Genomic DNA, 25521 nt, shown 5'->3' with positions numbered 1-25521 from the left:
AGGGGTGGGAGGGTGGGGTCCACGTAGTCGACGGCGAGGACCTGGGCGAGGAACAAGGTGTGGTCGCCCGCCGGGATCACCCGGGCCGTCTCGGCCTCCAGAGCCGCCACGCCACCGTCCAGGACGAACGCCTCGGTGAGTGCACCACGGTGATGCGGCGTACCAGCGACGAGGAGACGGGCGCTCGGCCGACCCGGGCTGGCGAACCGGCTGGCGACGACGGCCTGGCCGCCGGACAGGAGGCTCGCCGCCCACCGGTCCTGGCGGAGCAGCACCTCGCAGAGATACCCGGAGGAGATCAAGCTGAGCAGCACCATAGGCGGGTCGGCCGACAACGACGAGAACGTGGTGACCGTGGTGCCGATGTCATCCCGCCCATCCCGGACCGTGACCACGGTCACCCCCGCGACAAGCTGCCCCATTGCCTCCACGAACTCGTTCATGACCCCCACTCCTACCACCGATCCCCCACCCATCACCAAGTCCTCAATGGTCCTCGCTACGGCTCGGGCGTATTCCTAAGCCTGGCGGCCTCCCCTGGCCTTCAACCCACGTTCACCCCCTCCACCACCGCACAAGGCGCCCACCTCGCCGGACCCGTCCCACCGCGTCGACGCCCGAAGACGACACACCATCGCGGGCTGAGTGGAGCCGACCCGGCAACTCCTGGCCCTCCCGCATGACGGTTCACAACCCTGCGGTGTGGTGATGGCGGCGCATTGCGGCGATCGGCCGGCGAATGTCATGGAGATGGCAACCACCGATGCCTTGAAGGCCATTGCTCATAGATCCAGCTCGAACCAAGTCGTCGTGCTCCTCTCCCCCAACCGCACGCCGAACCTGCTCGCCAGCGCTTGGACGAGCATGAGCCCGCGCCCGCTGACATCCAATGGACCGAGGGCTCCGACGACCGGTACAGACGCGTCTGGACCATCGTCGATGACTTTGACACGGACTTCCCCATCCACCGTGATCACGACGTGCACCTCACCGCCCTCACGCGATCTGCTGTAACGGATCGAGTTGGTCACCAGTTCGGTCGCCAACAGTTCCGCGTCCTCGACCACTGCCTTGAAACAAGAGTCGCCGAGGGTCACGCGCATGAATGCCCGCACCTTGCTCACTTGCTCAGGCGAAGCAGGGAACGAGGCCATGACATGGATACCGGGAGTCGCCATCATCCGCTCCCTATCCCGATCGCGGCACTCCCGTGCCGTGCGTTGAACATGCCCTGCGCCCCTTTCGACCAATTTGATCGGTTACGTGGCAGTAGCTCTTTGGAAACGACCAATAACTAATCGTTGAATGCCACTACGTTTAGAGTTTGCATAGGAGCACAGAGTGATGCAACCTGTTCTGCACAATGCATCGAACCTTGCAGAACGAGAACGTGGATCAAGGAGACAAACGTGACTTCTGACAGCGGTCCGACCGTCCGACGGCGACGGCTTTCCGGTGAGCTCAAGAGGCTCCGCGTAGAAGCGGGGAAGTCTCGCGAGGAAGTGGCCGAGAGACTGGGGTGCCATCCGTCGAAAGTCAGCCGCATTGAGACGGGCCGCGTGGGAGTCAATTCGGGCGATGCGCGACTGATGCTCGAAATGTACGGAGTGCCAGAGGCTGACATCGGACCACTCATCGCCCTCGCCCGGCAATCACGCCAAAAGGGCTGGTGGCACGCGTACAACGATATTCTTCCCGACGCGTTCGATGTCTACGTCGGCCTTGAGTCAGAGGCGGCTTCCATCCTGACGTATGAGGGTCTGTTGATCCCCGGCTTGCTCCAGACCCAGGAGTACGCCCAGGCGATCACGCACGCACGGTGGCCGACAACCGGGCCGAGCGAGGCGGAGCGGCGGATCCATGTCCGGATGGCTCGTCAGGACGTTCTGACGCGTGAGCCCGCTCCGCTGTTCTGGGCGGTCATCGACGAAGCGGCATTGCATCGCGAGGTCGGTGACCTGGAATCGAGGAAAACCCAGATCAGGAGACTGGCTGAGGTATCCGACCTGCCGAATGTGGAGGTTCAGATCATTCCGTTCTCTTCAGGAGCGCACGGCAGCATGGACGGATCCTTCCGCATCCTGACATTTCCTGATCCTGCTGATCGGTCGGTCGTTCACCTAGAAAATCTGGTAGGCAGCCTGTATCTGGAAATGCCGCATCAAGTTGACCGATATACCCTGGTGTTTGACCGCCTTCGTGCTTCGGCGCTCGGTCCTCCTGAGTCCGTGGCGTTGATCATCAAGACGATCAGGGAACTGGGGTAGCCGTGGAGTCAACGAAGGGAGTACGGGATGACACCCGCGTTCGATCTGTCGCTCTGCACCTGGCGCAAGAGCAGCTACAGCAATGGTGATGGCGGTGCTTGCGTCGAGATCACAGTCCTGGACGAACCTGCCCACGCACATCTCGGAGCTGCTAGCGAGACGCTGATTCTCGTGCGGGATTCCAAGCGTCCCGAGGGTCCTATCCTGAAATCCACGCGTGACGAGTGGCGCCTCTTCACCCTCGCTCTCGGTGCCGAACAACGGTCCTCGCCTGCGGCTCGGGCGTTTTCCTGAGCCTGGCGGCTTCCCCTGGCCTCAATACGCGGACACCGGTCGACCACCGCACAAGGCGCCGACTTCGCCACACCACACCCCTCCGCGTCGGCGCCCAATTCCGAACCCGCACTGCGAGCAGAAGGGTTGCGGTCTTCGGGGCGCCGCACGCAGCCGCCGTACGGCAAAGCTGAGGCCTTATGGGGTGGTTGACGGTAACGCGTGTTCGGCGGTTGAGGTAGGCCGCGAGGCTCCAAAAAACGCCCGAGCCGAAGGCGAGGACCATTGACAGGGGATGACGAACCCCTGAAGGTGTTCGACCAGCTCATGGCGGGCGACAAGCATGTTCTCGTCTACAGGGTGCCGGCCGGGTATCGGAATGACCCTCGCTGCGGCTCGAGTGTTCTCCTGAGCCTGACGGCCCACCCGCCCCCACCGGTCGACCACCGCATAAAGCTCGCGCGGATCGGCTGCCGGTCGTCCCGCAGGCTCCCGCACTTCCGAACTGGCCTGGCTCTTCCCTGCTCTCGCCGGATGGTTCACCGCCACTGGGCGCGAGCCAGGGTGAGCCCGTACACCTTCTCCGCGCCACTCGCCTTGAGCCGCCTGGCGACCGCGTTGAGGCTACTGCCGGCGGTGAACACGTCGTCATACACCATGACGCGCCGTCCTGCCACCCGAGCCGGGTCCGGCACGTTCAGCGCCGCGTACAGCACCTGCGCCGCGACCTTCCGCTCAACAAGAGAAGCGGTGTCACGCATCCGGGGCGTGGCACGCGTCTTCTCGATGAGCGGCAATTGCCGAACCCGGCCGGAGGTGGACCATCGCCGTATGCCGGCCGTCCTGATCTGGTCACCACAGCGCCTCGGGCGCCGACTCCCCCAGCTTCATGTCCTCGAATTCCAGGGTGAGCTGAGCGCGGGACGCGTTGACTTCCTGAATCCGGTCCGGGCTGGACAGGCTCTTCACGACATCGTCCACGTCTTCGACCATGAGCGCCCCGCGTGTCTTGACGTACTCCTGCGCCCATGGTTGAGCCTCGGTGAGGCTCCGTAGCAGGAACACCCTCTTGCCATGTTCCAGCGCCAGGCGGGCCTGCATCTTCGCCCCGGACGTGCTGGCGGCCTCGATCACCACCGTGCCTTGCGCGATGCCGGACATGGTGACGTTGCGGCGGGGGAAGGTGTAGGTCGCGCCGTTGGCGTCCGGCCAGAACTGGGAGACCACGGCGCCGCTCTCGGCGATGCGGTCGGCAAGGGCGCGGTTCTCGGCCGGGTAGCAGCGCAGGATGCCGGTTCCTACGACCGCGATCGTCCTGCCGCCGGTGTCGAGTGCTGCGGTGTGCGCTGCGGTGTCGATGCCTCGGGCGAGGCCGGACACGACGGTGACCTGATGTTCGGTGAGCAGGCCGGACATCCGGCGTGCCCGGCGTAGCCCGTCCTCGCTCGCCTGCCGGGTACCGACGACGGCCACGCTGCGCAGGTCCGCGTCGCGAAGTTCTCCACGAACGAACAGGAACGGCGGAGGGTTGAAAATGAGTCGCAGGGTGGCGGGGTACTCCTGGTCCAGGACGGTGACAAGCCGGGCCCCGGCGTCGGCGGCGCGCTCCGCCTCCTGGATGGCGGACTTGACGTGGCGGCCGAGCTCGGAGGCGTTGTCATTGATGAGGGCTCGGGCCTTGGTCGCCTCGGGCGAGCATTCGATGATGTCGCCCGACCACAAGCGCGCCAGGCCGTCCAGGCGTTGAGCCTCGCGAGCGATGAAGTACCAGCTCACGCCCTTGATCATGCATATGGCGAGCAGCCGTGACTGCTCTTCAGTGATCCGCATCCTACTCTCCAAACAAATGTTCGAATGCGTGTCATACGGTACAGCAGTGTCGGAAAAGATATGACCAAAACACCAGGTAGTACTAGACATGTCCAATTTAACAGCTGTCCGTAATTACCTGCAGACAGGGATCTGACGCCACTGACACACGGTCACTGGACGATCACTTTGAGTACGAGAACAATGCTACAAGGACCCGGGTAGACAGTTACACGCTTCCGTCCGCGCCTTGCCGTGACGCTCCTTGATTGACGCGCACGGCGATGGCCGAGCGTCACAGAGCCGAGGGACGTTGCCGAATCGGACTGCGGTCCGTTATTGTCGTGACACAACCGGACTATGGTCCGATTCCATCGGAGGTAGTGACATGACCGCACTCATCACCCGTGACGAGCTGAAGACAGCGATCGATGCGGGCACCGTGACCGTCGTCGACGCGCTGGGCGGGGAGTACTACGCGAAGCAGCATCTGCCAGGTGCTGTCGCCCTGGTCAGGAACGATGTCGACGACCTGGCACCCACACTGCTGCCCGACCTCGACGCGCCGATCGTCACCTACTGCTCCAACCCCGCGTGCCCCAACAGCGGACAGGTCGCCGACCGGCTCACCGCCCTCGGCTACACCAACCTCCGCAAATACCGCGAGGGCATCGAGGACTGGGCCGACGCCGGCCTCCCCACCGAATCCGCCTGACCCCCAACCCGGGGACCTGACCCCCACCCGGGAAGGGTGACGAGAAAAGCCTTGCCCGTCCCCCGGTAGCGGAGCAGCACCTCGCAGAGATACCCGGAGGAGATCAAGCTGAGCATCACCATAGGCGGGTCGGCCGACAACGACGAGAACGTGGTGACCGTGGTGCCGATGTCATCCCGCCCATCCCGGACCGTGACCACGGTCACCCCCGCGACAAGCTGCCCCATTGCCTCCACGAACTCGTTCATGACCCCCACTCCTACCACCGATCCCCCACCCATCACCAAGTCCCAACGGTCCTCGCCTACGACTCGGGCGTATTCCTGAGCCTGGCGACCTCCCCTGTCCGCCTCAACCCTCGTTCACCCCCTTCCCTCACCCACCTCGTGGATGTGGCCGGGCGACTGCAGGGGTCATGGGGTTGATTCGAACCAGGTCGTCGTGCTGTGTTCTTCCACTCGAACGCCGAAGCTGGTCGACAGTGCCTCAACGAGCATGAGCCCGCGTCCGGTGACGTCCATGGGCCCAGCGGTGCCGGCGGTCGGTACGGAGGTGTCTGATCCGTCGTCCTGCACCTCCACGCGGACCGTCTCCCCGGTGACGATCATGACCCGCACGGTCCCGGTATCTCTCGACCTGCTGTAGCGGATGGAATTGGTGACCAGCTCGGTGGCCAGCAGTTCGACGTCCTCCACCGCCGCCTTGAAGTGGGGGTCAGCGAGGGTCTTCCGTACGAACGCCCGGACGGCCACCACTTGCCCAGCGAGCCCGGCGAACACCTGAACGGCTGTCGCCTGCCCTGGCTGGACGGCGAATACCTCGGGGGCTTGGAGGTCCGCGTCTGTTTTCGCGTGGGCCGTCGGGTCTGGGGAGGCGTCTGTTCCTTGGCGGCTGGTGGTCCCTTCCATGTCGCCGTCCTTCCTATGATCGAATTGCGACCGATGCATCACTTGAAGTAGTCGTATTCAGGCGCGCCGAAGCCCCGACAGGATCGCTACGGGGCGCGGCCATTCGGTCACGCTTGGTACATACCAAGGACAGCAGGCAGGCACACAGCCTGTCAATGCTTGGTACCTACCAAGTGGTTAGAATGCGACTCAACGCAAGGACACGATCCCGACGGATGGAACTTGATGACGATGAGCTCGGAGGGGGAACCCACTCCGGTGGAACCCCGCCATGTGAGCCTCGCCACCGCACTACGTGGGGCGATCACTCGGGGCGACCTCGGTCCTGGCGAACGGCTACCACCTGAACGTGAGCTGGCCGAACGATTCAACGCCTCCAGGACGACGGTGCGGCTCGCACTCTCGGCCCTGAAGTCGCAGGGGTTGATCGGTTCAGGACAAGGCCAGGGCACGTACGTCCGCGAGATCCGACCGATCCGGGTCATGGCCATGGATCAGGACAAGCGCGACCGCCGGGCGGAGAACAACGCGGCGACGTTCAACGCTGAGGTGGCTCGTCAGGGCGGGATAGGACGCCAGCGGATCATCAGCGTCGGGCCCGTACCCGCGACCGAGGAGACGGCCCGTTGGCTTGCCGTTCCCGAAGGCACCGAATTACTGGCGCGGCGTCGGGTGATGTTGGTGGACGAGGAGCCGTATCAACTGGGCGACAGCTACTACGTGCACGAACTGGTCCGTGAGACAGCCATCGCGCGGGAGGAGCCCGTCGAGGAGGGGGTGCTCGCCGTTCTGGAAGAGGCCAACGGAGGGCCGATCGCCTATTTCGTCGACGAGCTGAGTTTCCGGATGCCGACGCCGGAGGAGACGTCCGTGCTGCGGCTGGGTCCCGGGGCGTGCGTGGTGCGGGTCGTGCGCATCGCCTATGACGCGGACGACAAACCTGTGGAGGCGTTCGACCAGCTCATGGCGGGCGACAAGCATGTTCTCGTCTACAAGGTGCCGGCCGGATAGGGGCGTCGTGTGCGTATCGAACCTGTTGTTCTCGAAGGTAAGGTCGTCAGGCTGGAGCCGCTGGGGGACGGGCATGTGGCCGGGCTGACCGATGCCGCTAGGCATGACGAGGTCTGGACCTACATGGACGAGCCGGCGCCGCACGTGGCCGGGCTCGTCGCGGACGCCCTGGACGAGCAGCGGAGGGGTGAGCGGCTGGCCTTCGCGATCGTCGAGCGGCGGACCGGGCTGGCGATCGGCAGCATCAGTTATATCGACATCCAGCCCGCCCATCGCGGGCTGGAAATCGGGTGGGCCTGGGTGACGCCCAGCCGGTGGCGTACGGGGGCGGCGCGGGACGCGGCCTTCCTCCTGATGCGGCATGCCTTCGACCGGCTGGACGCCATCCGGGTCGTGTTCAAGACCGACAGTCGCAACGTCCGGTCGCAGCGCGCGATCGAAGGGCTGGGCGCGACCCGCGAGGGGGTGTTCCGAAACCATCGGATCCTACGCGACGGGTACGTTCGCCATTCCGTCTACTACAGCGTGATACGGGAGGAATGGCCGAACGTACGAGGTGTCTTTGAAGCGGGGCAACAGGCGTACTAATCAGCTTGCGGGGCTATGAGAGGGACGTCGAATATGGTCCTCGCCTGGTCTCAATATGCGGACACCGGTCGACCACCGCACAAGGCGCCGACTTCGCCGCACCACACCCCTCCGCGTCGGCGCCCAATCCTGAACCAACTCTGCGAGCAGAAAGAGGTTGCGGTCGTCGCGGTGCCACACGGGGTGGCGGATACCCGCATCACGATCCACGGCGCCAGCGCTCGGTGCTGACGGGGTCGGTGCGGTAGAACGACTTATGGTCATTGGAGTGCCGCCGTACGGCGAAGCTGACGCCTTAAGTGGTGATCAACCGGGAAAGGCGTGTTCGGCGGCCGAGGTAGGCCGCGAGGCTCCAAAAAAACGCCCGAGCCCAAGGCGAGGACCATTCACTCGGGGGACGACGAACCCATGGAAGCGTCCGACCAGCTCATCGCGGGCGACAAACATGTTCTCGTTGCTAGGTGCCGGTCGGCGGCCAAGATGGGCCGCCAGGCTCCCGAAAAACGCCCGAGCCGAAGGCGAGGACGATGCCTTTGAGGCGAGGCAGAAGGCGTATAGGTCAGTTTTTGCGGGCTACGCCGGAGAAGGCGGGGAGGGGGGCGTCGGAGTGGAAGGTGGGCCAGCGGGAGCGCCAGGTGCCGAGGCGGACGACGCCTGAGGCGGCCTGTTCGGGGGTCTCGATGTCGTTGTCCGGGCCGCCGTCCTGGGGCCGGGGGTCGACGGGCTCCAGGCCCTCGAAGAAGCGGGCGATCTCGTCGTAGGAGCGGAGCACCGCCGGGGAGGTCGCCGCGTCGTAGACGGGTACCCCGTCGAGGAGGCGCGTGTCGCGCTCGGCGTGCGACAGGACCAGATAGGACCCGGGGGCCGCCGCGTCCATGAGCGTCTTCACGATCTCGTACGGGTTCTCGTTGTCCCTGACGAAGTGCAGCACGAAGATCAGCAGGATGGCCACCGGCTGCGAGAAGTCGATGATCTCCGACAGTTCCTTCTGGGCGAGGATCTCGTCGGGCCGGCGAAGGTCGCCCTGCATCACGCGGGTCAGGTCGTTCTCGACCAGCAGCGCGCGGGCGTGCGCCAGCGCGACCGGGTCCCGGTCCACGTACACGACCCGCGCGTCCGGGTCGATGCCCTGTGCCACCTGGTGCACGTTCTCGCGGGTCGGAAGCCCGCTGCCGATGTCGAGGAACTGCCGGATGCCCGCCTCGCCGGCCAGGTGCCGCACCGCGTTCTGCAGGAACGCCCGGTTGACCCGCGCGAGCTGGGGCGTCTGCGGGAACACGTCGATGACACGCTGGGCCGCTTCCCTGTCGGCGGCGTAGTTGTCCTTGCCGCCCAGGTAGTAGTCGTACATCCTGGCCACGTTGGGCACGTCGGGGTCGACGCCCGCGGGCGAACCTGGTCCCATGCCGGCCTCGTCGGGCTGTGATGTCATGGGGGGCCGCCTCCGTTGTGTTCCTCGGTCATGACCTGCCCACGCGGGCGACGCCGCCTGCGGGTCGTGGCGCGTCCCGGCGCGTTCCCGGGCGGCTCATCGACGGTCGATCCACGCGGTGAACCGCTGGTCGCGCCCTCGCGACCGGCTTGCCTCAGGTCCACCCGAAATCCTGACTGACAGTGTCGAGGATCGTATCGGAACCCGATCTAACGGGCAAACGACACAACCTTTGGACAGGCGCCGATATAAAGCATTGAATGCCGAGAAGTGCCGACAATGCGAAAGGCCCTTCCCGGGCATTCCCAGAAAGGGCCTTTCACCAGGTCAGCAGGCGAACCGGGCAGCGGGTCAGGCGAGACCGTTCTGCGTCAGCCAGTCCTTGGCCACCGCGGGCGGGTCGTCCTTGTCGACGGCAACGCGCTTCATCAGGTCGACCAGCGCGTTGGTGTCGAGCTTGGCGGAGATGGCGTTGAGCGTCGTGCGCACGGTGTCGTTGGCGCCGGCCTTGTTGACCAGCGGCGTCACGTTCTGGGCGCTGAAGACGTTCTTCGGGTCCTGCAGCGACACGAGGCCGTTGATCAGGATCTTCGGGTCGGTCGTGAAGACGTTGCCCACCTGGACCGCGTCGCTCTTGATCGCGTCGGCCGTGGTGTCGCCGGTCGGCTTCCACTCCTTGAACGTGATGCCGTACACGTCCTTGAACTGGGCCTCACGGCGCTTCTTGAACTCCGGCGGGCCGCCCACGACGAAGTCCTTGGCGACCTTGGCCAGGTCCTCGATCGTCGTCAGGCTGTTCTTGGTGGCGGTGTCCTTGGACACCGTCAGCGAGTCGTTGTCCTGGGCCGGGGACGAGTCGAGGATCTCCAGCTCGGTGGCCAGCTTGGACTTGAGCTCGGTGTTGACGTCGTCGGTGCTGGCGGCGGTGCTCTTCGGGTCCAGGAAGCTGAGCAGACCCCCGTTGTACTCGGGGAGCACCGTCAGCGCGCCGCTCTTGACCTGGTCGTAGATGACCTCACGGCTGCCGATGTTGAACTTCTCCTCGACCTGGACGCCCTTGGCCTGGAGGGCCTGGGAGTAGATCGAGGCGAGCAGGACGTTCTCGGGGAAGTTCGCCGACCCGACGACGACCTTCGCACCGCCGGCGGCGGAACCGGACGCGCTGGGGGCCGCGCTCGCACTGCTGGTGGTGTCGAGCGGGTCCCCGCCACCACACGCGCCTAGGGTGAACACCGCGGTCAGAGCGACCGCCGCGGTGGTGATTATTCGCCTCATTGCATTCCCTTCCAAAGCGGGGGGTAATAGAGAGATTAGCGGACCTTGGCGCGCCGGCTCACCCCGGGGGAGACCAGTACGCGCTGCAGCAGCGAGAATCCAAGCTGCACGACCAACGCGAGCACGGCCACCAGGACCGCTCCCCCGATCGTGCTGGGGAAGTCCTTGGTGGCCAGACCGTCGATGATGTACCGCCCGAGCCCGCCCAGGCCGACGTACGCGGCGACGGTGGCCGTCGCGACCACCTGGATCGCCGCGATGCGGAGCCCGAGCAGGATCAGCGGCAGCGCCACCGGGACCAGCACCTTCATGAGCACCTGCCCGCCGCGCAGGCCCATACCGTACGCGGAGTCGCGCAGGTCCTCGTCCACGCCCCGGATGCCCTCGTAGGTGTTGACCAGGATCGGGGGGATCGCGAGGGCGACCAGCGGGATCAGGACGGGCCACGTCGTGCCGACCCCGACCAGCAGGACGATCAGCACCACCAGCCCGAGCGTGGGCAGCGCGCGGGCCGCGTTCGCGGTGACCACCACAAGGACGGCGCCCCGCCGCTTGTGGCCGATCAGCAGGCCGAGCGGGATCGCGATGACCATCGCGAGCAGCAGGGCGACCACGGAGAACTCGATGTGCTCAAGGAGCCGCATCGGGATGCCGTCGGAGCCGGACCAGTTGTCCCCGTTGCCGAAGAAGTCGAAGAGCCAGTTCACGCGGTCCTCCTGGCACGCGCCCAGGGCGTCAGCAGGCGCTGCGCGAGGACCAGCAGGCCGTCGGCCAGCACGGCGAGCGCCACGACGAGCACGATGCCCACGACGATGGGCGTGTAGAACTGCCGCTGCCACCCGTCGATGAACAGGTAGCCGAGCCCGCCCCGGCCGATCAGGGCGCCGACGCTGACCAGGCTGATGCTGGACACCGTGGCCACCCGCAGGCCCGCGAGCACGACGGGCACCGCGATGGGCAGGTCCACCTGCAGCAACCGCCGCATCGGCCCGAAGCCCATCGCCACGGCCGACTGGCTGACGTGGTCAGGCACCGACCCGAGGCCGTCCACCACGGCGGGGATCAGCACCGCCAGGGAGTAGAACGTCAGGGGGATGATCACCGTGGCCCGCTCGGCGAGGCCGGTCAGCGGGATCAGCACGATGAAGACGGCCAGCGACGGCAGGGAGTAGACCACGTTCATCAGGCTGACCGTGGGCTGGTAGAGCAGCCGCCAGCGCACGCTCGCCAGGCCCAGCGGCAGTGCGATGATCAGCCCGAGCAGCACCGGGACGAGCGCCATGATCACGTGGTCGACGAGGAGCGTCTGGATGCTGGGCCAGTTGCGGCCGATCCAGTCCCAGCGCACCAAGGGCTCGGCGTCACCCATCCGAGGGCCCCCTCGTCGCCCGGGTGAGCGCCTCGTCCAGCGCCTCACGGGTGACGACTCCGGCGAACCGCCCGTCTCCGTCCACCGCGATCGGGCAGCCGGACGGCGCGAGCAGGGCCGCGTCCAGCGCCGCGCGCAGCGAGTCCTTCTTCAGGTCGACCGTACCGAACGGCTGAAGTCCCGCCCCGTCCCCGTCCGGACGCCAGCCGAGCGGCCGGTTGTCCTCGTCCAGGGCGACCGACCAGCCGGGCACGACGGCCTCGGACCGCACGGCGAGGTCGCCGGCGGAGACAAAGGACAGCCGGCGGATGCCTCGGTCCCTGCCGAGGAAACCCTCCACGAAGTCGTCGGCGGGCTCGGCGAGCAGCGTCGAGGGATCGGCGACCTGCGCGAGGTGGCCCCCGACCCGGAACACCGCGACGGTGTCGCCGAGCTTGATCGCCTCGTCGATGTCGTGGGTCACGAACACGATCGTCTTCTGCAGCTCGGCCTGCAGCCGGAGCAGCTCGTCCTGCAGGCTGGTGCGGACGACGGGGTCGACGGCGCTGAACGGCTCGTCCATGAGCAGCACCGGCGGGTCGGCGGCGAGCGCCCGCGCCACGCCGACGCGCTGCTGCTGGCCGCCGGAGAGCTGGAACGGGTAGCGGTCGGCCATCTTGAGGTCCAGGCCGACGCGTTCGAGCAGCTCCATCGCGCGGTCGCGCGCCTTCTTCTTGTCCCAGCCCAGCAGGTACGGCACGGTGGCGACGTTGTCGACGATCTTGCGGTGCGGGAACAGGCCGGACTGCTGGATGACGTAGCCGATGCCCCGGCGCAGGGTCGGCGGGTCGATCTTCCTGACGTCCTGGTCGTCGAGGAGGATGCGCCCCTCAGTCGCGTCGATCATGCGGTTGATCATGCGTAGCGAAGTGGTCTTGCCGCACCCGGACGGCCCGACGAAGACGGTTATGGCCCCTGTGGGCACCTGGAGGTTGAGGTTGTCCACGGCGACCGTTCCGTCCCCGTAGCGCTTGGTGACGCCTTCAAATGTGATCACGCACGACCTCGTGCTTCTCGGCCGGGACCCATATGGCCCGGAATCGTCGAGTCGGCTGCGCAGCTACCACCCGCTCGGCAGCCCCCACGGTAGGTGACGGTCCGACCGCGGGTCCACTTGATCTTTCCCGACACACCCTATGGGGATCTGGACCAATCTGTCCCAGGACAGCAGCCCTGTCGGGATGTCAGCATTTCTGAAAGGTTCGAATGTCAGCTGCCCGGCCGCTTCTTCCTGGTACTTTCGCGATATCTATCAAACTGGCATCGATTAGTGTGGCTCCTGGGGAGCCTTGGCATGATGGGGCTCCCGAGCTCCCTCTCTAACCTCCTCAGCCAGGCCAAACCCACCAGCCCGCTCGAGAATTCCAGAGGAACCGGCCGTGACCCCATCGCTCACCGATCGGCGTCCCCGCGGCGAGCTGGTCGCCGAGCTGTACGACCGTAACGCCGCGGGCCTGTACGCGTACTGCCACGACCAGCTGGGCGGCACCACCTCCGCGGCCGACGCGCTCGTCGCCGTGTTCGAGAACGTCCCGGCCGTCGAGCCCCCGCGCGCCGCGCTGTACGCGCTGGCCCGCCGCGAGATCTACCGCCGCGACGTCGCCTACGCCTTCCCGTCCGTCGACCCCGCCGTGGACCCGGCGACCGCGCTGATCGAGCGGGTGATCCGCGAGGTGCGGCCGCACCAGCGCGAGGTCCTGCTGCTCTCGGCGGTCTGCGGGCTGGACGTCGTGGAGCTGGCCTGGGTGCTCGACGTCGCGGCCGACACCGCCGAGCAGCTCGTGCTCAGCGCCCGCCAGCGGTTCGGCCACTCCCTGTCCACCGCCGTGACCTCCGCCCTGCCCGCACCGTCGGCGCCCCCCGCGGTGGCCGAGGCGTACGGCGCGCTCGCCGTCGCGCCCATCGAGGACGCGCTGGCCCGGCTGCCCTGGCGCGCGCCGTCCCTGGGCCTGCGGGTGCGGATCCTCAGCGCGATCCCCGAGGACGCCACCACGGCCACCGCGCGACCGGCGGGCGAGCTGCGCTGGCCCACCACGCCTCGGTGGCCGCTGCCGCTCGCCGACCCGAACCCGTTCACCAACACCGGCGTCTTCCCCGCCCAGGAGCTGACGCCGCCCAAGCCCGGCCGCAGGTCCCGGCACGAGGCCACCACCGAGCCGATGCCCAAGGTCCGGGTGCCCGGCCAGCGGAACTCCCTGGTCAAACCCCCACCCGCCTCCCACGCGGCACCGCCCGCGCCACCACAAGCTCCCCCGGTCTCCCACGCGGCACCACCCCCGCCGCCCCCGGCTCCCCCGGCCTTCCGTGAAGCACCGCCTCCGCCGCCTGACACGCTGGTCGCGTCCTCGGCGAAGCCGGTCGCGCCGGACGTCCCCGAGGCGGCCGGGTCCACGGCCGTGGACGAGCCCGCCGGCGTGCGGGCGCCGATGCCCAAGCGGTCCTTCGGTGACGCGCTGGCGGCGGGCAACTGGCCCACGCTCCAGCGGACCTTCGCCGCGGGCCGCCCGCCGGCGAAGACGGAGGGGGCGGAGACCGAGGCCGTCCCCGCTTCGGCGGAACCGGAGCCGTCCCTTTCCACCGAGCCCGATACGGCGAGCGTCCTCGCCAGGCTCGCCGTCGCGGCACGGACCGCGGTCACCCACGCCGTCGCGGCACGGACCGCGGTCACCCACGCCGTCGCGGCACGGACCGCGGTCACCCACGCCGTCGCGGCGCGCACCGCCTTCACCCACGCCGTCGCGGCGCGGATGGCGTCCACCCGCGCGCCCGCCGAACCGGACACCTCCGCGACGCCCGCCGAGGAAACCTCGTCCACCGTCGTGAGTCCGGTGAGTCCGGTGAGTCCGGTGACACCGGTCGACGAGCCCCAGGACGGGCCGGCCGCGCGAGGTTCGGCGCTGGCCGAGCCGGAGGGGCCGTACGACACGAAGGCGACCCCGGACCCCGTCGTGCCCATCGTTCCGGTCTTCTCGGTGAAGGCGACCCGCGCCAGGACGAAGGCGGACTCCGCCTCGGAGGCGAAGGACGACGCGGCGGAGGCTGCGGAGACCGACGCCGCGCCGTTCGGCGCGGAGCCCGCGACGCGGCACCGGCACGACCGGCTCAAGCCGATCAAACTGGGCGAGCACCACTTCGACTGGCTCTGGGAGCTGGGCGGATTCATCCTCTGTGTCCTGATCGCCCTGCTCGTGTTCATGCTGATGCCTGGCATCATCACCCGCTGACCGCCGTCAGGAAGCGGTCCCGGGAGTCACGAAGCGGTCCCGGGAGTCACGAAAGCGGGCCCCGGGAGTCACGGAGGCGCGGTCCCGGGCGGCGCGTAGGCGGCCGGTCGGGAGGCGGTCAGTCCTGGGAGAGGATGAGGCCGCTGGTCGGGACGCCCGTGCCGGCGGTCACCAGCACGTTGTGCACCGTGCCCACCTGGTTCACCGACGTCCCCCTGATCTGGCGCACGGCCTCCGCTATGCCGTTCATGCCGTGGATGTACGCCTCGCCGAGTTGCCCGCCGTGCGGGTTCACCGGCAGGTGCCCGTCGATCTCGATCCCGCCGTTCGCGATGAAGTCCTTGGCCTCGCCCCGGCCGCAGAACCCGAGTTCCTCCAGCTGGCTCAGCACGAACGGCGTGAAATGGTCGTAGATGATCGCCGCCTGCATATCTTTCGGAGCAAGCCCCGACATTTCCCACAACCCACGCCCGACAACGCCCATTTCCGGCAAGCCGGACATGTCATCGCGGTAGAAGCTCGTCATCATCATCTGACCGGCGCCCGACCCCTGCGCGGCGGCCGAGACGATCGCCGGGGACCGCCGCAGGTCACGCGCCCGCTCGGCCGAGGTGACGACCAGGGCCACCGCCCCGTCGCTCTCCTGGCAGCAGTCGAGCAGGTGCAGCGGCTCCACGATCCACTTGGACGCCTGGTGCTGCTCCAGCGTGATCGGCCGGCCGTGGAACCAGGCCGCCGGGTTGGTTGCGGCGTGCCGCCGCATCGCCACGGCCACCCGCCCGAAGTCCTCCGAACTCGCGCCGTAGGTGTGCATGTACCGCTGGGCGAACATCGCCACCCAGGCCGCCGGCGTCATGAGCCCGTACGGCACGTGCCAGCTCATCTCCATGCCCTGCGACGACGGTTCGCCACCGAGCCCGGCGTCCGGCTGGCCGAACCGGCGGCCCGACCGCTCGTTGAACGCCCGGTAGCAGACGACCGTGGACGCCGCGCCGGTCGCGACCGCCATGGCCGCGTGCATCACCGTGCCGCACGCGGCTCCGCCTCCGTAGTGGACGCGGGAGAAGAACGACAGGTCGCCGATGCCGACCTCGCGCGCGACGGAGATCTCCTGGTTGCTGTCCTGGGTGTAGGTGACCAGGCCGTCGACCTCGGAGGGGGACAGGCCCGCGTCGTCGAGCGCGGCGAAGACGGCCTCGGCGGCGAGCTGGAGCTCCGTACGGCCGGAGGCCTTGGAGAACTCGGTCGCGCCGATGCCCGCGACGGCCGTGCGGCCGGAGAGCGAGTACACGTGGTGTGCCTTTCTGCTGACGAACGGCCCGGGCCGGGTGCGGTTCGGGAAGGAGCCCGGTCCGGGAGGGGGGCGGCGGGCTCAGCCGGGCAGGCAGAAGCGGACGGTGCCGGTGGCGTGGTCGCCCAGGCTGACCGTGCCGCGTACCTCGACGGTCACCTCGGCGCCTTCGCGCGAGACGACCGTCCCGCTGAACACGATGGCGTCGCCGGCGTACGCGGGCACGCCGAGCCGGACGTTGATGCCCCGGATCAGCGCCTCCGGCCCGGCCCAGTCGGTGACGTAGCGCTCCACCAGCCCCATCGTCGTCAGGATGTTCAGGAAGATGTCCTTGGAACCCTGGGCACGCGCCCGCTCGACGTCGTGGTGCACCGGGGTGAAGTCCATGGTGGCCAGCGCGGTCGAGATGACGAGTGTCGGGCTCAGGTCGACGCGCAGCGGCGGGAGCGTGGTACCGCTCTCGATGTCCTTCTCCGTGAGTGTGCGCATCATGACTCCCTGGGTACCCACATCGGCAGGACGAGCTCGTCGTCCATTTCTCGGTAGGTCACACGTAACTGCATACCGATACCCACCTTTTCCAGCGGGCATCCAACAACATTCCCGACAATGCGCACGCCCTCCGGTAGTTCGATCACGGCCACGGCGAACGGCGTCTCGATCCCGGGCACCGGGGGGTTGTGGTGCACGACGAAGCTGTAGACCTCGCCGGTGCCGGCGGCCACGATGTGCGTCCGGTTGACCGATCGGCAGGACGGGCAGACCGGGCCCGGGGGGTGCCGCAGCTCACCGCAGTCGCCGCATTTCTGGATCCGCAGCTCGCCTTCCCGCACACCATCCCAGAAGAACGCGGTGTCCTTGTTGACGGCGGGTCGAAGAGGAAAGGGCGCGCGGGCCTCGGGCTCGGATTTCTTCTCCCGGGGACGAAATTTCAGTACCCGGAACATCATTTCCGCTACCGGCTCGTCGCCCGAGTACCAGGTGACCACCCACGTCACGAAATACCCGACGCCGAGCGCCGTGGTCTTCGGCCCCGACATCCCGGTCATCCGGGTGGCGGGCACGAGCGTCTCCCCCAGCCGCAGGTAGCGGTGGTGGGTCTGCTCGCAGTTGGTGGCGACCACGCCGGTGAAGCCGTTCTCGTCGAGCGCGCCCAGCACGTCGTCCATCGGGGACGCGGCGCCCTTGGCGCGGGCGAGCCCCGGCATCGTCCACACCTGGATCATCGCGGGCGGCGCGACGATCTCCCCGTGCACGCTCCCCCGGGCGAAGTCCTCGTCGGTGTAGACGGGGTTGGCGTCCCCCATCGCGTCGGTCCAGTGGTGGATCATCGGCAGGTTCACCGGGTCGGTCGCGGCCACCCCCCGCACCTCGCCCACCGCGATCTGCCGCTCCCCGAGGGCGGTCAGCAGTTCGTGGAGGCTCGATTCAGCCGTCGTCGTCACTCTTTCTCCTCAGCGTCGGTTCCTTTACTCGTGGGCCGGCCTCATCGGGGCGGTCGCGGGAGCCGCAGGCCGAGCGTCGCGATGAGCTCCCGCTGGACCTCGTTGACCCCGCCGCCGAAGGTCAGCACGACCGCCCCCTTGACCGACCGGTCCAGCACGTCGACGAACTCGGCGGTCTCGGGGTCGGCGGGGTCGCCGAAGCGCGCCAGCACCTCGCCCACGATCCGGCCCACGTCCTGCATGCGCTCCGAGCCGTAGACCTTGGTGGCCGAGGCGTCGGGCGCGCCCAGCCAGCCGAGGTCCATGTTCGCCGCGACCTGCCAGTTCAGCAGCTCGTTGGTGCGCCAGTAGGCGTACACGCGCGCGATGGCCCTGCGCACCGCGGGCTCGCCGGCCACGCCGGTGCGCCGCGCCCAGGCGGTGAAGCGGTCGTACACGTGGGCGATGTTGCCCGCGGGGCCGAGCGTGACCCGCTCGTGGTTGAGCTGGTTGACGATGAGGTCCCAGCCCTTGTTCTCCTCGCCGACCAGCATGTCCACCGGTACGCGCACGTCCGAGTAGTACGTCGAGTTGGTGTGGTGGCGGCCGTCCATCGTCATGATCGGCGTCCAGGAGAACCCGGGGTCCGCCGTGTCGACGATCATCATTGAGATCCCCCGGTGCTTCTTGGCGGCCGGGTCGGTGCGCGCGGCCAGCCAGATGTACTGGGAGTAGTGCGCGCCCGAGGTGAAGATCTTCTGCCCGTTGACGACGTAGTGGTCGCCGTCCCTGACCGCCGTGGTGCGCAGGGACGCGAGGTCGGTCCCGGCGCCGGGCTCGCTGTACCCGATGGCGAAGTGGCAGTCGCCCGCTAGGATCCGGGGCAGGAAGAACTCCTTCTGCTCCGTGGTCCCGTACTGCATCAGCGTCGGGCCGACCGTCTGCAGCGTGATGATCGGGTACGGCACCTCGGCGCGGGCGATCTCGTTGGCGAAGATCTGCTGCTCCAGGGGCCCGAGGCCGCCGCCGCCGTACTCCGCGGGCCAGCCGAGGCCGAGCTTGCCGTCGCGGCCGAGCCTGCGGCAGTGCTCGATGTAGGTCTCGCCGAACGGATCCTGGGCGATCTTCTTGCGGTCCTCGCCGGTCAGGCACGCGGTGAAGTACTCGCGCAGCTCTCCGCGCAGCCGCTTCTGCTCGGGGGTGAGGTCGATCAGCATCAGACGAGCGCTCCAATCGTGTCCAGCCGGGCCTCGATGCCACCGAGGAGGTGGGCCCGGTGCTTGCCCCAGGCGAAGTAGCGGTGCAGCGGGTAGGTGACGTCGAGCCCGATCCCGCCGTGCAGGTGCTGGCAGGTGTACAGGGCGGCGAGCGCGGAGTCGGCGACGGTGTGCGCGGCGACCGACAGGTCCAGCCCGGCCTCCTCGTCGAGCCCCTGGTCCACCCGCCACGCCCCCGACCAGACCGCCACGTCCAGGGCCCGCCCGGCGATGTAGACGTCCGCGATCTGCACGGTCACCGCCTGGAACTCCGCGAGGACCCGGTCGAACTGCTTGCGGGTCCTGATGTGGTCGGTGGTCAGCTCCAGAGCCCCGGCCAGCACGCCGGAGGCCGACGCGGTGAGCGCCACCAGGGAGAGCAGCCGCAGCGCGCCGAAGGCCGTGCCGTCGGGCTCGCCGATCGGCTCGCCCGGGACGTCCTGGAGGATCAGGGCGGCGGTGGGCTCGCCGGTGGAGGCCGGGACGGCGCGCACCTCGGCCGCCCCGGGCCGCACCAGGAACAGGCCGGCGCCCCGGTCGGTCCGCGCGGGCACCAGGATCGCCTCGGACTCGGCGGCGTAGGAGACCATGGTCTTGCGCCCGGACAGCAGCCACCCCTCCCCGTCCGCGCCCGACGTCCGCCGCGCCGTCGTACGGGGGGCCGCGCCGAGGTCCTGGCCCGGTTCCAGCAGCGCGGTCGTCAGCACGATCTCGCCCTCGGCGAGGCGGCCCAGGGCCCCGCGCTGCTCCGCGGTGCCGTGCCTCCCGATGACCATCCCCGCCACCAGGCCGTCCTGGAGCGGGATCGGGGTGACCCTGGCCCCGGCCTCGCGCAGGATCACGGCCATCTCCACCGCGCCCAGCCCGGCGCCGCCCGCGTCCTCGGGCAGGCAGGCGCCGATGAGCCCCGCCTGCGCCGCCGCCTTCCACAGCGCCGCGTCGTACGGCCGGCCGCTCCTGTCGTGGTCGGCGAGCCGGTCCTGGGCGGCCTCGCGGCCGAACAGGCCCGCGGCCAGTTCCTTCAGCTCCGCCTGTGTCTCGTCCAGCGTGAAGTCCATCAGCGCTCCAGTAGGTGGTGCCGGCCGTGCCGGACGAACTCGTCCTCGATCGCCGCGAGGTCCGCCTTGGTGATCTGCCTGAAAGCCGACGGCGCCTCGGGGGGACGCCACCAGACCGGGTCGCCGGCGCGCCACCCCTCGGCGGCGAGGACGCGCTTGACGACCTTGTGCGAGGGGGTCTGCGGCAGCTCGCCTGCGACCCGCACGTAACGCGGCAGCGACTTGCCGCCGAGATCGGCCCGCCCGGCCAGGAAGGCGGCGAACGCGCCGGGGTCGAAGTCGCCGTCGAGCACGAGCGCGGCCATCACCTGGTCGCCGGCCGCCGCGTCGGGCACCGGGTACACGGCCGCCTCCACGACGCCGGGGAACTCGCGGATCACCCCTTCGATGGGGGCGACGGCCAGGTTCTCGCCGTCCACCCGCAGGCGTTCGGTGCCCCGTCCCGCGAAGAACACGAAGCCGGCGGGGTCGGCGTAGGCCATGTCGCCGCTCCAGAACTCGCCCTCCCGTACCCGCTCCCCGTCGGCCGCCGCGTCGTTGTAGTAGCCGTCGAACAGGCCGAGCCCCCGGGTGTTGACCAGCTCGCCGATCGCCTCGTCCGCGTTGAGCAGCCGGCCGTCCTCGACGACCGCCGGCGGGCAGCGGCGCCCGGTGGCCCGGTCGCGGATCTCCACCCCCTCGGGGAGGCGGCCGAGGCAGCCGGGCGGGCCCGCCGGGTCGGGGCTGATCGCGATGGCGGTCTCGGTGGAGCCGAACGCGTCGACGACGTGGCAGCCGAACCGCCGCCCGAAGCGCCGGACCGCCGTGGCGCTCCCCTCGTTGCCGAATGCGAGCCGCAGCGGGTTGTCGGCGTCGTCCGGCCGCTCCGGCGTGGCCAGGACGTAGGACAGGGCCTTGCCGACGTAGTGCAGGTACGTGCACCCGTAGCGCCGCACGTCGGGCAGCGTGCCGGACGCCGAGAACCGCCTGCGGAGCACCAGGCCCGCGCCGGACGCCACGGCGGGCGCGTACGCGGCCATGATCGCGCCGGAGTGGAACAGCGGCATGGAGCTGTAGACGACGTCCTCGGGCGTCAGCCCGGCCCCCAGGCTGGTGCCGGGCACGGCGATCTTGCGCTGGGTCACCCGGACGGCGCGGGGACGTCCCGACGTCCCGGAGGTGAAGATCAGCATCACCAGGTCCTCGGGGGCGGCCTCTCGTTCGCCGTTCGAGGGCGCGTCGCCGGCGGTCGTCGCGGTGGCGAACGGAACCCTCAGGTCGGTGGACACGGCCCGCACGCCGAGCCGCCCGGCGACGTGGCCGGCCAGGTCGGCGTACGCGGGCTCGTGGAGGACGAGGGCGGCGTGCGTCGCCCGCGCGTCGCCCTCCAGCTCGGCAGGGCTCCTGGTGGTGTTGAGCGCGACGAGCACGTGCCCGGACAGCGCGGCGCCGCCCAGCAGGAACAGCAGCTCGGGGACGTTGTCGAACAGGACCGCGAAGTGCAGCGGACCCGGCGTGGCCCGCTCCTCGGCATCCCGCGCCGCGTGCGCGGCGTCCAGCCAGGCGGCCCGTTCGCGGCATTCGTCCACGTATGCACGCCAGGACCACACGCGCTCCTCGAAGTACAGCCCCGGCCTTCGGTCCCGGGCCCTGGACCGGAGCAGGCCCGCGAGCGTGTCCACCGGCATGTCGCCTCCCATGACCTGGTCAGCCGCAAACTAGAACAGATTCTAATCTGTGTCCAGAGGTGATGTGCGTGAAGGCTCCAGGACATGTGTACGCAACACAAACGTCATGCAAGACCGGCATTCCTTGTGACCGGCCAGTAACACGCCCTACCTGCGGGTAATCCGGTAACGTGTTCTTATGCGCACCACGCATGCCGGCACCTCAGCCGCCACGGCGCCCACAGGCCCCGACGGCGGCGATCACGCGGTGCACCCGCCCCCAGCGGTCCCTGTCTCCTCGGGCGCCCGCACGCGCAGCCAGCACCAGCGGCGCAAGCGCATCGTCCAGGCCGCCGCGGCGCTCGCCTCGCGCGGCGGTGTCGAGGCGATGCAGATGCGGACCGTCGCCGAGCGCGCCGGCGTCGCCCTCGGCACGCTCTACCGCTACTTCCCCTCCAAGATGGATCTCGTCGTCGCCGTCGTCGGCGAGGAGATCGACCTGCTCGAGAGCAGCATCGAGCGGCGCCCGCCCAGCGCGGCGTCCCCGGCCGGCCGGGCCGTGGACGTCCTCATGCGCGCCACGCGCGGCCTCATGCGCGAGCCGGAGCTGGCCGACGCGCTGATCCGCTCGCTCATCATGGCCGAGGTCGACACCCCGTTCGGCGACCGCATGGCCGGGCTGCTGCTGCGCGTCGCGGGCGACGGCCTCACCGCCCAGTCCGCGAGCGAGGTGCAGTTCGCCCTTGCGGGCTCCCTGGCGAGCGTGTGGGTGCACGAACTACTCGAAATGCTCCGCGGCCGGCGCACGTACGAGCAGATCCAGCGCCGCATCGAGATCGCCGCAGAACGCCTCCTCGCCGACTTCGAGGTCTGACCGGGACGCTTTCCGGGCGCGCGCGCCGTACGCGCGCCCCGGCGCGGGACTTCCGCCCGAAAATAGAACCCGTTACAGTCTCGGCTAGAACAACGTTCGAACGTTGAGGAGGCCCGTATGGGCACGCCGGTGATCGTCGAGGCCGTACGAACCCCGATCGGCAAGCGCAACGGCTGGCTTTCGGGGGTCAAGCCCCAAGCCCTGCTCGCGGCGGCGATGCGGGGCGTGGTGGACAGGTCCGGCGTCGACCCCGCGACCATCGGCCAGGCGTTCGCCGGCTGCGTCACGCAGGCGGGCGAGCAGGGCGGCCACGTCGGCCGGCACGCCTGGCTGTACGCCGGACTGCCGTACCAGACGGGCGTCACCACCGTGGACGCGCAGTGCGGGTCGTCCCAGCAGGCCGTCCACCTCGTCGCCGCGCTCATCCAGGCCGGGGTGATCGACGCGGGCATCGCCTGCGGCGTCGAGGTCATGAGCCGCCAGCCGCTCGGCAGCAACGTGCTGCCCGCCAGTCCCCGTCCGGACGACTGGTCCATCGACATGCCCGACCAGTTCACCGCCGCCGAGCGCATCGCCAGGCGCCGGGGGCTCACGCGCGAGCGGCTCGACGCGTTCGGCGCGCGGTCCCAGCAGCTCGCCGCCAAGGCGTGGGCCGACGGCCGGTTCGAACGCGAGATCATCCCGGTCACCGCGCCCGTACTCGGCGACGACGGCCTGCCGACGGGCGAGACCCGCGAGGTCACCCGGGACCAGGGCCTGCGCGACACCACGGCCGAGGGGCTGGCCAGGCTCAAGCCGGTGCTCGGCGAGAACGCGTTGCACACCGCGGGCACCTCCTCGCAGATCTCCGACGGCGCGGCGGCCGTGCTGCTGATGAGCGAGGAGGCCGCCGCGCGGCAGGGCCTGCGCCCGCGCGCCCGTCTCCTCGCCCAGGCCCTGGTCGGCTCCGAGCCGTACTTCCACCTGGACGGCCCGGTGGACGCCACCGCCAAGGTGCTGGCCGACGCCGGGATGACGATGGCCGACATCGACAGGTTCGAGGTGAACGAGGCGTTCGCCGCCGTGGTCCTGTCATGGGCGACGGTGCACCGGCCGGAGATGGACCACGTGAACGTGAGCGGCGGCGCGATCGCGCTCGGGCATCCGGTCGGGGCCACGGGTTCGCGGCTGATCACCACCGCCCTGCACGAGATGGAGCGGTCGGACTCCTCCACCGCCCTGGTCACGATGTGCGCCGGCGGCGCGCTCGCCACCGCCACCGTTCTCGAGCGGGTGTGAAGACGCGGCGCAGGCCCTACAGCGCGCAGCGGCCCGCGGACCTGGGCGGCGGCGTGTGGAGCGTCCCGGTGCCGATCCCCGGCAACCCGCTCGGGTACACGCTGGTGTACGCGGTGGACTCCCCCGCCGGGCCGGTGCTCGTCGACGCCGGGTGGAACCACCGGGACGCCTGGGCGGCGCTCCGCGACGGGCTCGCCGCGCTCGGCATCGACGTCCGGGACGTGCGCGGGGTGGTCGTCACGCACCACCACCCCGACCACGCGGGGCTCGCCGGGCGGGTGCGCGAGGAGTCCGACGGCTGGATCGCCATGCACGAGGCGGACGCCACCCTGGTCCGGCTGATCCGCGGCATGGCGGGTGGCAGCGCCCGCGACTTCCAGGCCGACATGATGCGCCGGGCGGGCGCGGGCTCCGAGGCGGACGCGGTCTCGGTCGCCGACCGGCCCGATCCGCCCGCACTGCCCGATCTGGAGCTCCAGGATGGGGACCTGATCGACCTGCCGGGGCGGCGGCTGCGGACGGTCTGGACACCCGGGCACACGCCCGGCCATGTCTGCCTCTATTTGGAGGACACCGGCCGGCTCTTCACCGGTGACCACGTTCTCCCCGGCATCACCCCCCACATCGGCATTTATCCGTATGACCGGAACGATGTCGACCCATTAGGCGACTTCCTCGCGTCTCTTGACCGCGTGGCGGAGCTCGTGGACGTCGAGGCGCTGCCCGCGCACGAGTGGACGTTCCCGGACGTGGCCGCGCGCGCGTCGGAGATCCGCGCCCACCACGAGGAGAAGCTCACCGTCCTGCGCGAGTTGCTGGCGGGGCTCAGGACGGCCCCGCCGACGATCTGGGACGTAGCCGAGCGGATGACCTGGAACCGTCCGTGGGCGGATCTCGGGCCGATGCAGCGCGGGATGGCGGCGGGCGAGGCCGCCGCCCACCTGCGGACACTCGAGGTACGCGGGCTCGCCGGTCGGGTATCTGGCGCTCCCGGCGATCCCGTCCGGTTCACAACCCTGTCACACTGAGCGCCTACACTCGTAGACATCGGATGTCTGTGCGGGACGAAAAGCAACTCTAGGGGTGGTGACTCCGTGGCGGTCACGGACGCGGCGATCGACAAGATCAAGGAAATGATCGTCTCGGGCGAGCTGGCCCCCGGCGCCAGGCTGCCGAAGGAGGCCGACCTCGCCGAACGGCTCGGCCTCTCGCGCAACTCTCTGCGCGAGGCCGTCCGCGCGCTGGCGCTGATCAACGTGCTGGACGTGCGGCAGGGCGACGGCACGTACGTCACCAGCCTGGAGCCCCGGCTGCTGCTCGACGCCCTGTCGTTCGTGGTCGACTTCCACCGCGACGACACCGTCCTGGAGTTCTTCCAGGTGCGCCGCATCCTCGAACCGTCGGCGACGGCGATGGCCGCGGCCAACATGGGCCCCGACGACATCAAGGAGCTGCGGGCCATCCTGGAGGCGCTGCCCGAGAACCCCAACATCGAGCAGCTCGTGGCCAACGACCTGGAGTTCCACCAGCGCATCGCCCTGGGCTCCGGCAACACCGTGCTGTGCTCCCTCATCGAAAGCCTGTCCGGCCCCACCACCCGGGCCCGCATCTGGCGCGGCCTCACCCAAGAGGGCGCCACCGTCAAGACCCAGGAACAACACCTAGCCATCTACGAGGCCATCGCCGCCCACCAACCAGACGTCGCCCGCGCCTGGGCCACCGTCCACGTGGCCGGCGTAGAACAATGGCTCCGCAGCGCCCTGTGACGCCCTCCGCGTAGCTCC

The 25521-nt window shown here is 69.2% G+C and carries 27 protein-coding genes; 10 read left to right on the top strand and 17 right to left on the bottom strand.

The window, feature by feature from the left end; all coding sequences use genetic code 11:
• Together NYZ98_RS20910 and NYZ98_RS20905 are read right to left on the bottom strand one after the other, a co-directional pair.
• Nucleotides 1-443, bottom strand: a 443-nt coding sequence (locus tag NYZ98_RS20910) for a flavin reductase family protein (RefSeq protein WP_262844523.1), incomplete at its 3' end; no start/stop codon positions are given.
• 339 nt (nt 444-782) lie between these two features.
• On the bottom strand, nt 783-1178 hold the full coding sequence (locus NYZ98_RS20905) for an ATP-binding protein (RefSeq protein WP_262844522.1): 396 nt from the start codon (nt 1176-1178) through the stop codon (nt 783-785).
• A 231-nt stretch (nt 1179-1409) separates the two neighbouring features.
• Here NYZ98_RS20905 and NYZ98_RS20900 point away from each other — a divergent pair, with 231 nt between their 5' ends.
• Both NYZ98_RS20900 and NYZ98_RS20895 read left to right on the top strand, forming a co-directional pair.
• Nucleotides 1410-2267, top strand: coding sequence for a helix-turn-helix domain-containing protein (locus NYZ98_RS20900; protein WP_262844521.1), 858 nt, complete (start codon nt 1410-1412; stop codon nt 2265-2267).
• Nucleotides 2268-2294: 27 nt separating this feature from the next.
• Nucleotides 2295-2561, top strand: a complete 267-nt coding sequence (locus NYZ98_RS20895) for a DUF397 domain-containing protein (protein WP_262844520.1) — start codon at nt 2295-2297, stop codon at nt 2559-2561.
• Between the two features lie 518 nt (nt 2562-3079).
• Here the strand turns inward: NYZ98_RS20895 and NYZ98_RS20890 are convergent.
• Together NYZ98_RS20890 and dprA are read right to left on the bottom strand one after the other, a co-directional pair.
• Entirely contained in the window at nt 3080-3337 is a 258-nt protein-coding gene (locus NYZ98_RS20890) for a ComF family protein (protein ID WP_262844519.1), read from the bottom strand.
• A 55-nt stretch (nt 3338-3392) separates the two neighbouring features.
• A complete protein-coding gene (gene dprA / locus NYZ98_RS20885) occupies nt 3393-4370 on the bottom strand; it encodes a DNA-processing protein DprA (RefSeq protein ID WP_262844518.1) in 978 nt (325 codons plus the stop codon).
• Between the two features lie 367 nt (nt 4371-4737).
• On the opposite strand from dprA, the gene NYZ98_RS20880 reads away from it, so the two are divergent.
• On the top strand, nt 4738-5064 hold the full coding sequence (locus tag NYZ98_RS20880; RefSeq protein ID WP_262844517.1) for a rhodanese-like domain-containing protein: 327 nt from the start codon (nt 4738-4740) through the stop codon (nt 5062-5064).
• Here the strand turns inward: NYZ98_RS20880 and NYZ98_RS41385 are convergent.
• The gene (locus NYZ98_RS41385; protein WP_316249583.1) at nt 4989-5291 is read right to left on the bottom strand and encodes a flavin reductase; all 303 of its coding nucleotides are present in this window, start codon (nt 5289-5291) and stop codon (nt 4989-4991) included. The genes NYZ98_RS20880 and NYZ98_RS41385 overlap by 76 nt on opposite strands.
• A gap of 186 nt (nt 5292-5477) precedes the next feature.
• Nucleotides 5478-5972, bottom strand: coding sequence for an ATP-binding protein (locus NYZ98_RS20870; RefSeq protein ID WP_262844516.1), 495 nt, complete (start codon nt 5970-5972; stop codon nt 5478-5480).
• A gap of 273 nt (nt 5973-6245) precedes the next feature.
• On the opposite strand from NYZ98_RS20870, the gene NYZ98_RS20865 reads away from it, so the two are divergent.
• The gene (locus NYZ98_RS20865) at nt 6246-6983 is read left to right on the top strand and encodes a GntR family transcriptional regulator (protein WP_262844515.1); all 738 of its coding nucleotides are present in this window, start codon (nt 6246-6248) and stop codon (nt 6981-6983) included.
• Nucleotides 6984-6992: 9 nt separating this feature from the next.
• Nucleotides 6993-7571: a GNAT family N-acetyltransferase gene (locus NYZ98_RS20860; RefSeq protein WP_262844514.1), complete on the top strand. Its 579-nt coding sequence runs from the start codon at nt 6993-6995 to the stop codon at nt 7569-7571.
• A gap of 559 nt (nt 7572-8130) precedes the next feature.
• Here the strand turns inward: NYZ98_RS20860 and NYZ98_RS20855 are convergent.
• The 5 genes from NYZ98_RS20855 to NYZ98_RS20835 all read right to left on the bottom strand — a co-directional run bounded on the left by NYZ98_RS20855 (nt 8131) and on the right by NYZ98_RS20835 (nt 12683).
• Entirely contained in the window at nt 8131-9003 is an 873-nt protein-coding gene (locus NYZ98_RS20855; RefSeq protein ID WP_262844513.1) for an SAM-dependent methyltransferase, read from the bottom strand.
• Nucleotides 9004-9354: 351 nt separating this feature from the next.
• Nucleotides 9355-10278 (bottom strand): ABC transporter substrate-binding protein, encoded by a 924-nt coding sequence (locus NYZ98_RS20850; protein WP_262844512.1) that lies wholly within the window; start codon nt 10276-10278, stop codon nt 9355-9357.
• Nucleotides 10279-10313: 35 nt separating this feature from the next.
• Complete coding sequence (locus NYZ98_RS20845; RefSeq protein ID WP_262844511.1) at nt 10314-10985, bottom strand: ABC transporter permease; 672 nt, start codon at nt 10983-10985, stop codon at nt 10314-10316.
• Nucleotides 10982-11647 (bottom strand): ABC transporter permease, encoded by a 666-nt coding sequence (locus NYZ98_RS20840; RefSeq protein WP_262844510.1) that lies wholly within the window; start codon nt 11645-11647, stop codon nt 10982-10984. Before NYZ98_RS20840 ends, NYZ98_RS20845 begins: the two co-directional genes overlap by 4 nt.
• The gene (locus NYZ98_RS20835) at nt 11640-12683 is read right to left on the bottom strand and encodes an ABC transporter ATP-binding protein (RefSeq protein WP_262844509.1); all 1044 of its coding nucleotides are present in this window, start codon (nt 12681-12683) and stop codon (nt 11640-11642) included. Before NYZ98_RS20835 ends, NYZ98_RS20840 begins: the two co-directional genes overlap by 8 nt.
• 382 nt (nt 12684-13065) lie before the next feature.
• Between NYZ98_RS20835 and NYZ98_RS20830 the strand changes: the two genes are divergently transcribed.
• Nucleotides 13066-14910 carry a hypothetical protein gene (locus NYZ98_RS20830; protein WP_262844508.1) on the top strand — a complete coding sequence of 615 codons (1845 nt, stop codon included), beginning with the start codon at nt 13066-13068 and terminating at the stop codon, nt 14908-14910.
• 118 nt (nt 14911-15028) lie between these two features.
• Here the strand turns inward: NYZ98_RS20830 and NYZ98_RS20825 are convergent, their stop codons facing one another.
• From NYZ98_RS20825 to NYZ98_RS20800, 6 genes are all read right to left on the bottom strand, one after another.
• The gene (locus NYZ98_RS20825; protein ID WP_262844507.1) at nt 15029-16201 is read right to left on the bottom strand and encodes a lipid-transfer protein; all 1173 of its coding nucleotides are present in this window, start codon (nt 16199-16201) and stop codon (nt 15029-15031) included.
• Nucleotides 16202-16282: 81 nt separating this feature from the next.
• A complete protein-coding gene (locus NYZ98_RS20820; RefSeq protein WP_262844506.1) occupies nt 16283-16690 on the bottom strand; it encodes a MaoC/PaaZ C-terminal domain-containing protein in 408 nt (135 codons plus the stop codon).
• Nucleotides 16690-17646, bottom strand: a complete 957-nt coding sequence (locus tag NYZ98_RS20815; protein ID WP_262844505.1) for a bifunctional MaoC family dehydratase N-terminal/OB-fold nucleic acid binding domain-containing protein — start codon at nt 17644-17646, stop codon at nt 16690-16692. The genes NYZ98_RS20820 and NYZ98_RS20815 overlap by 1 nt, the downstream gene beginning before the upstream one ends.
• A gap of 41 nt (nt 17647-17687) precedes the next feature.
• Nucleotides 17688-18842, bottom strand: coding sequence for an acyl-CoA dehydrogenase family protein (locus NYZ98_RS20810; protein ID WP_262844504.1), 1155 nt, complete (start codon nt 18840-18842; stop codon nt 17688-17690).
• Nucleotides 18842-19939: an acyl-CoA dehydrogenase family protein gene (locus NYZ98_RS20805; protein WP_262844503.1), complete on the bottom strand. Its 1098-nt coding sequence runs from the start codon at nt 19937-19939 to the stop codon at nt 18842-18844. The genes NYZ98_RS20810 and NYZ98_RS20805 overlap by 1 nt, the downstream gene beginning before the upstream one ends.
• Nucleotides 19939-21606, bottom strand: coding sequence for an AMP-binding protein (locus NYZ98_RS20800; protein ID WP_262844502.1), 1668 nt, complete (start codon nt 21604-21606; stop codon nt 19939-19941). The genes NYZ98_RS20805 and NYZ98_RS20800 overlap by 1 nt, the downstream gene beginning before the upstream one ends.
• 178 nt (nt 21607-21784) lie before the next feature.
• On the opposite strand from NYZ98_RS20800, the gene NYZ98_RS20795 reads away from it, so the two are divergent.
• The 4 genes from NYZ98_RS20795 to NYZ98_RS20780 all read left to right on the top strand — a co-directional run bounded on the left by NYZ98_RS20795 (nt 21785) and on the right by NYZ98_RS20780 (nt 25503).
• Nucleotides 21785-22459 (top strand): TetR family transcriptional regulator, encoded by a 675-nt coding sequence (locus NYZ98_RS20795; protein WP_262844501.1) that lies wholly within the window; start codon nt 21785-21787, stop codon nt 22457-22459.
• Between the two features lie 117 nt (nt 22460-22576).
• A complete protein-coding gene (locus NYZ98_RS20790; protein ID WP_262844500.1) occupies nt 22577-23737 on the top strand; it encodes a steroid 3-ketoacyl-CoA thiolase in 1161 nt (386 codons plus the stop codon).
• On the top strand, nt 23734-24765 hold the full coding sequence (locus tag NYZ98_RS20785) for an MBL fold metallo-hydrolase (protein ID WP_262844499.1): 1032 nt from the start codon (nt 23734-23736) through the stop codon (nt 24763-24765). Before NYZ98_RS20790 ends, NYZ98_RS20785 begins: the two co-directional genes overlap by 4 nt.
• A 66-nt stretch (nt 24766-24831) precedes the next feature.
• The gene (locus NYZ98_RS20780) at nt 24832-25503 is read left to right on the top strand and encodes a FadR/GntR family transcriptional regulator (protein WP_262844498.1); all 672 of its coding nucleotides are present in this window, start codon (nt 24832-24834) and stop codon (nt 25501-25503) included.
• Nucleotides 25504-25521: the final 18 nt, after the last annotated feature.

This window comes from Sphaerisporangium corydalis, from assembly GCF_025506355.1.
Classification (GTDB): Bacteria; Actinomycetota; Actinomycetes; order Streptosporangiales; family Streptosporangiaceae; genus Sphaerisporangium; species Sphaerisporangium corydalis.
This window is presented reverse-complemented; position numbering and strand designations above follow the sequence as displayed.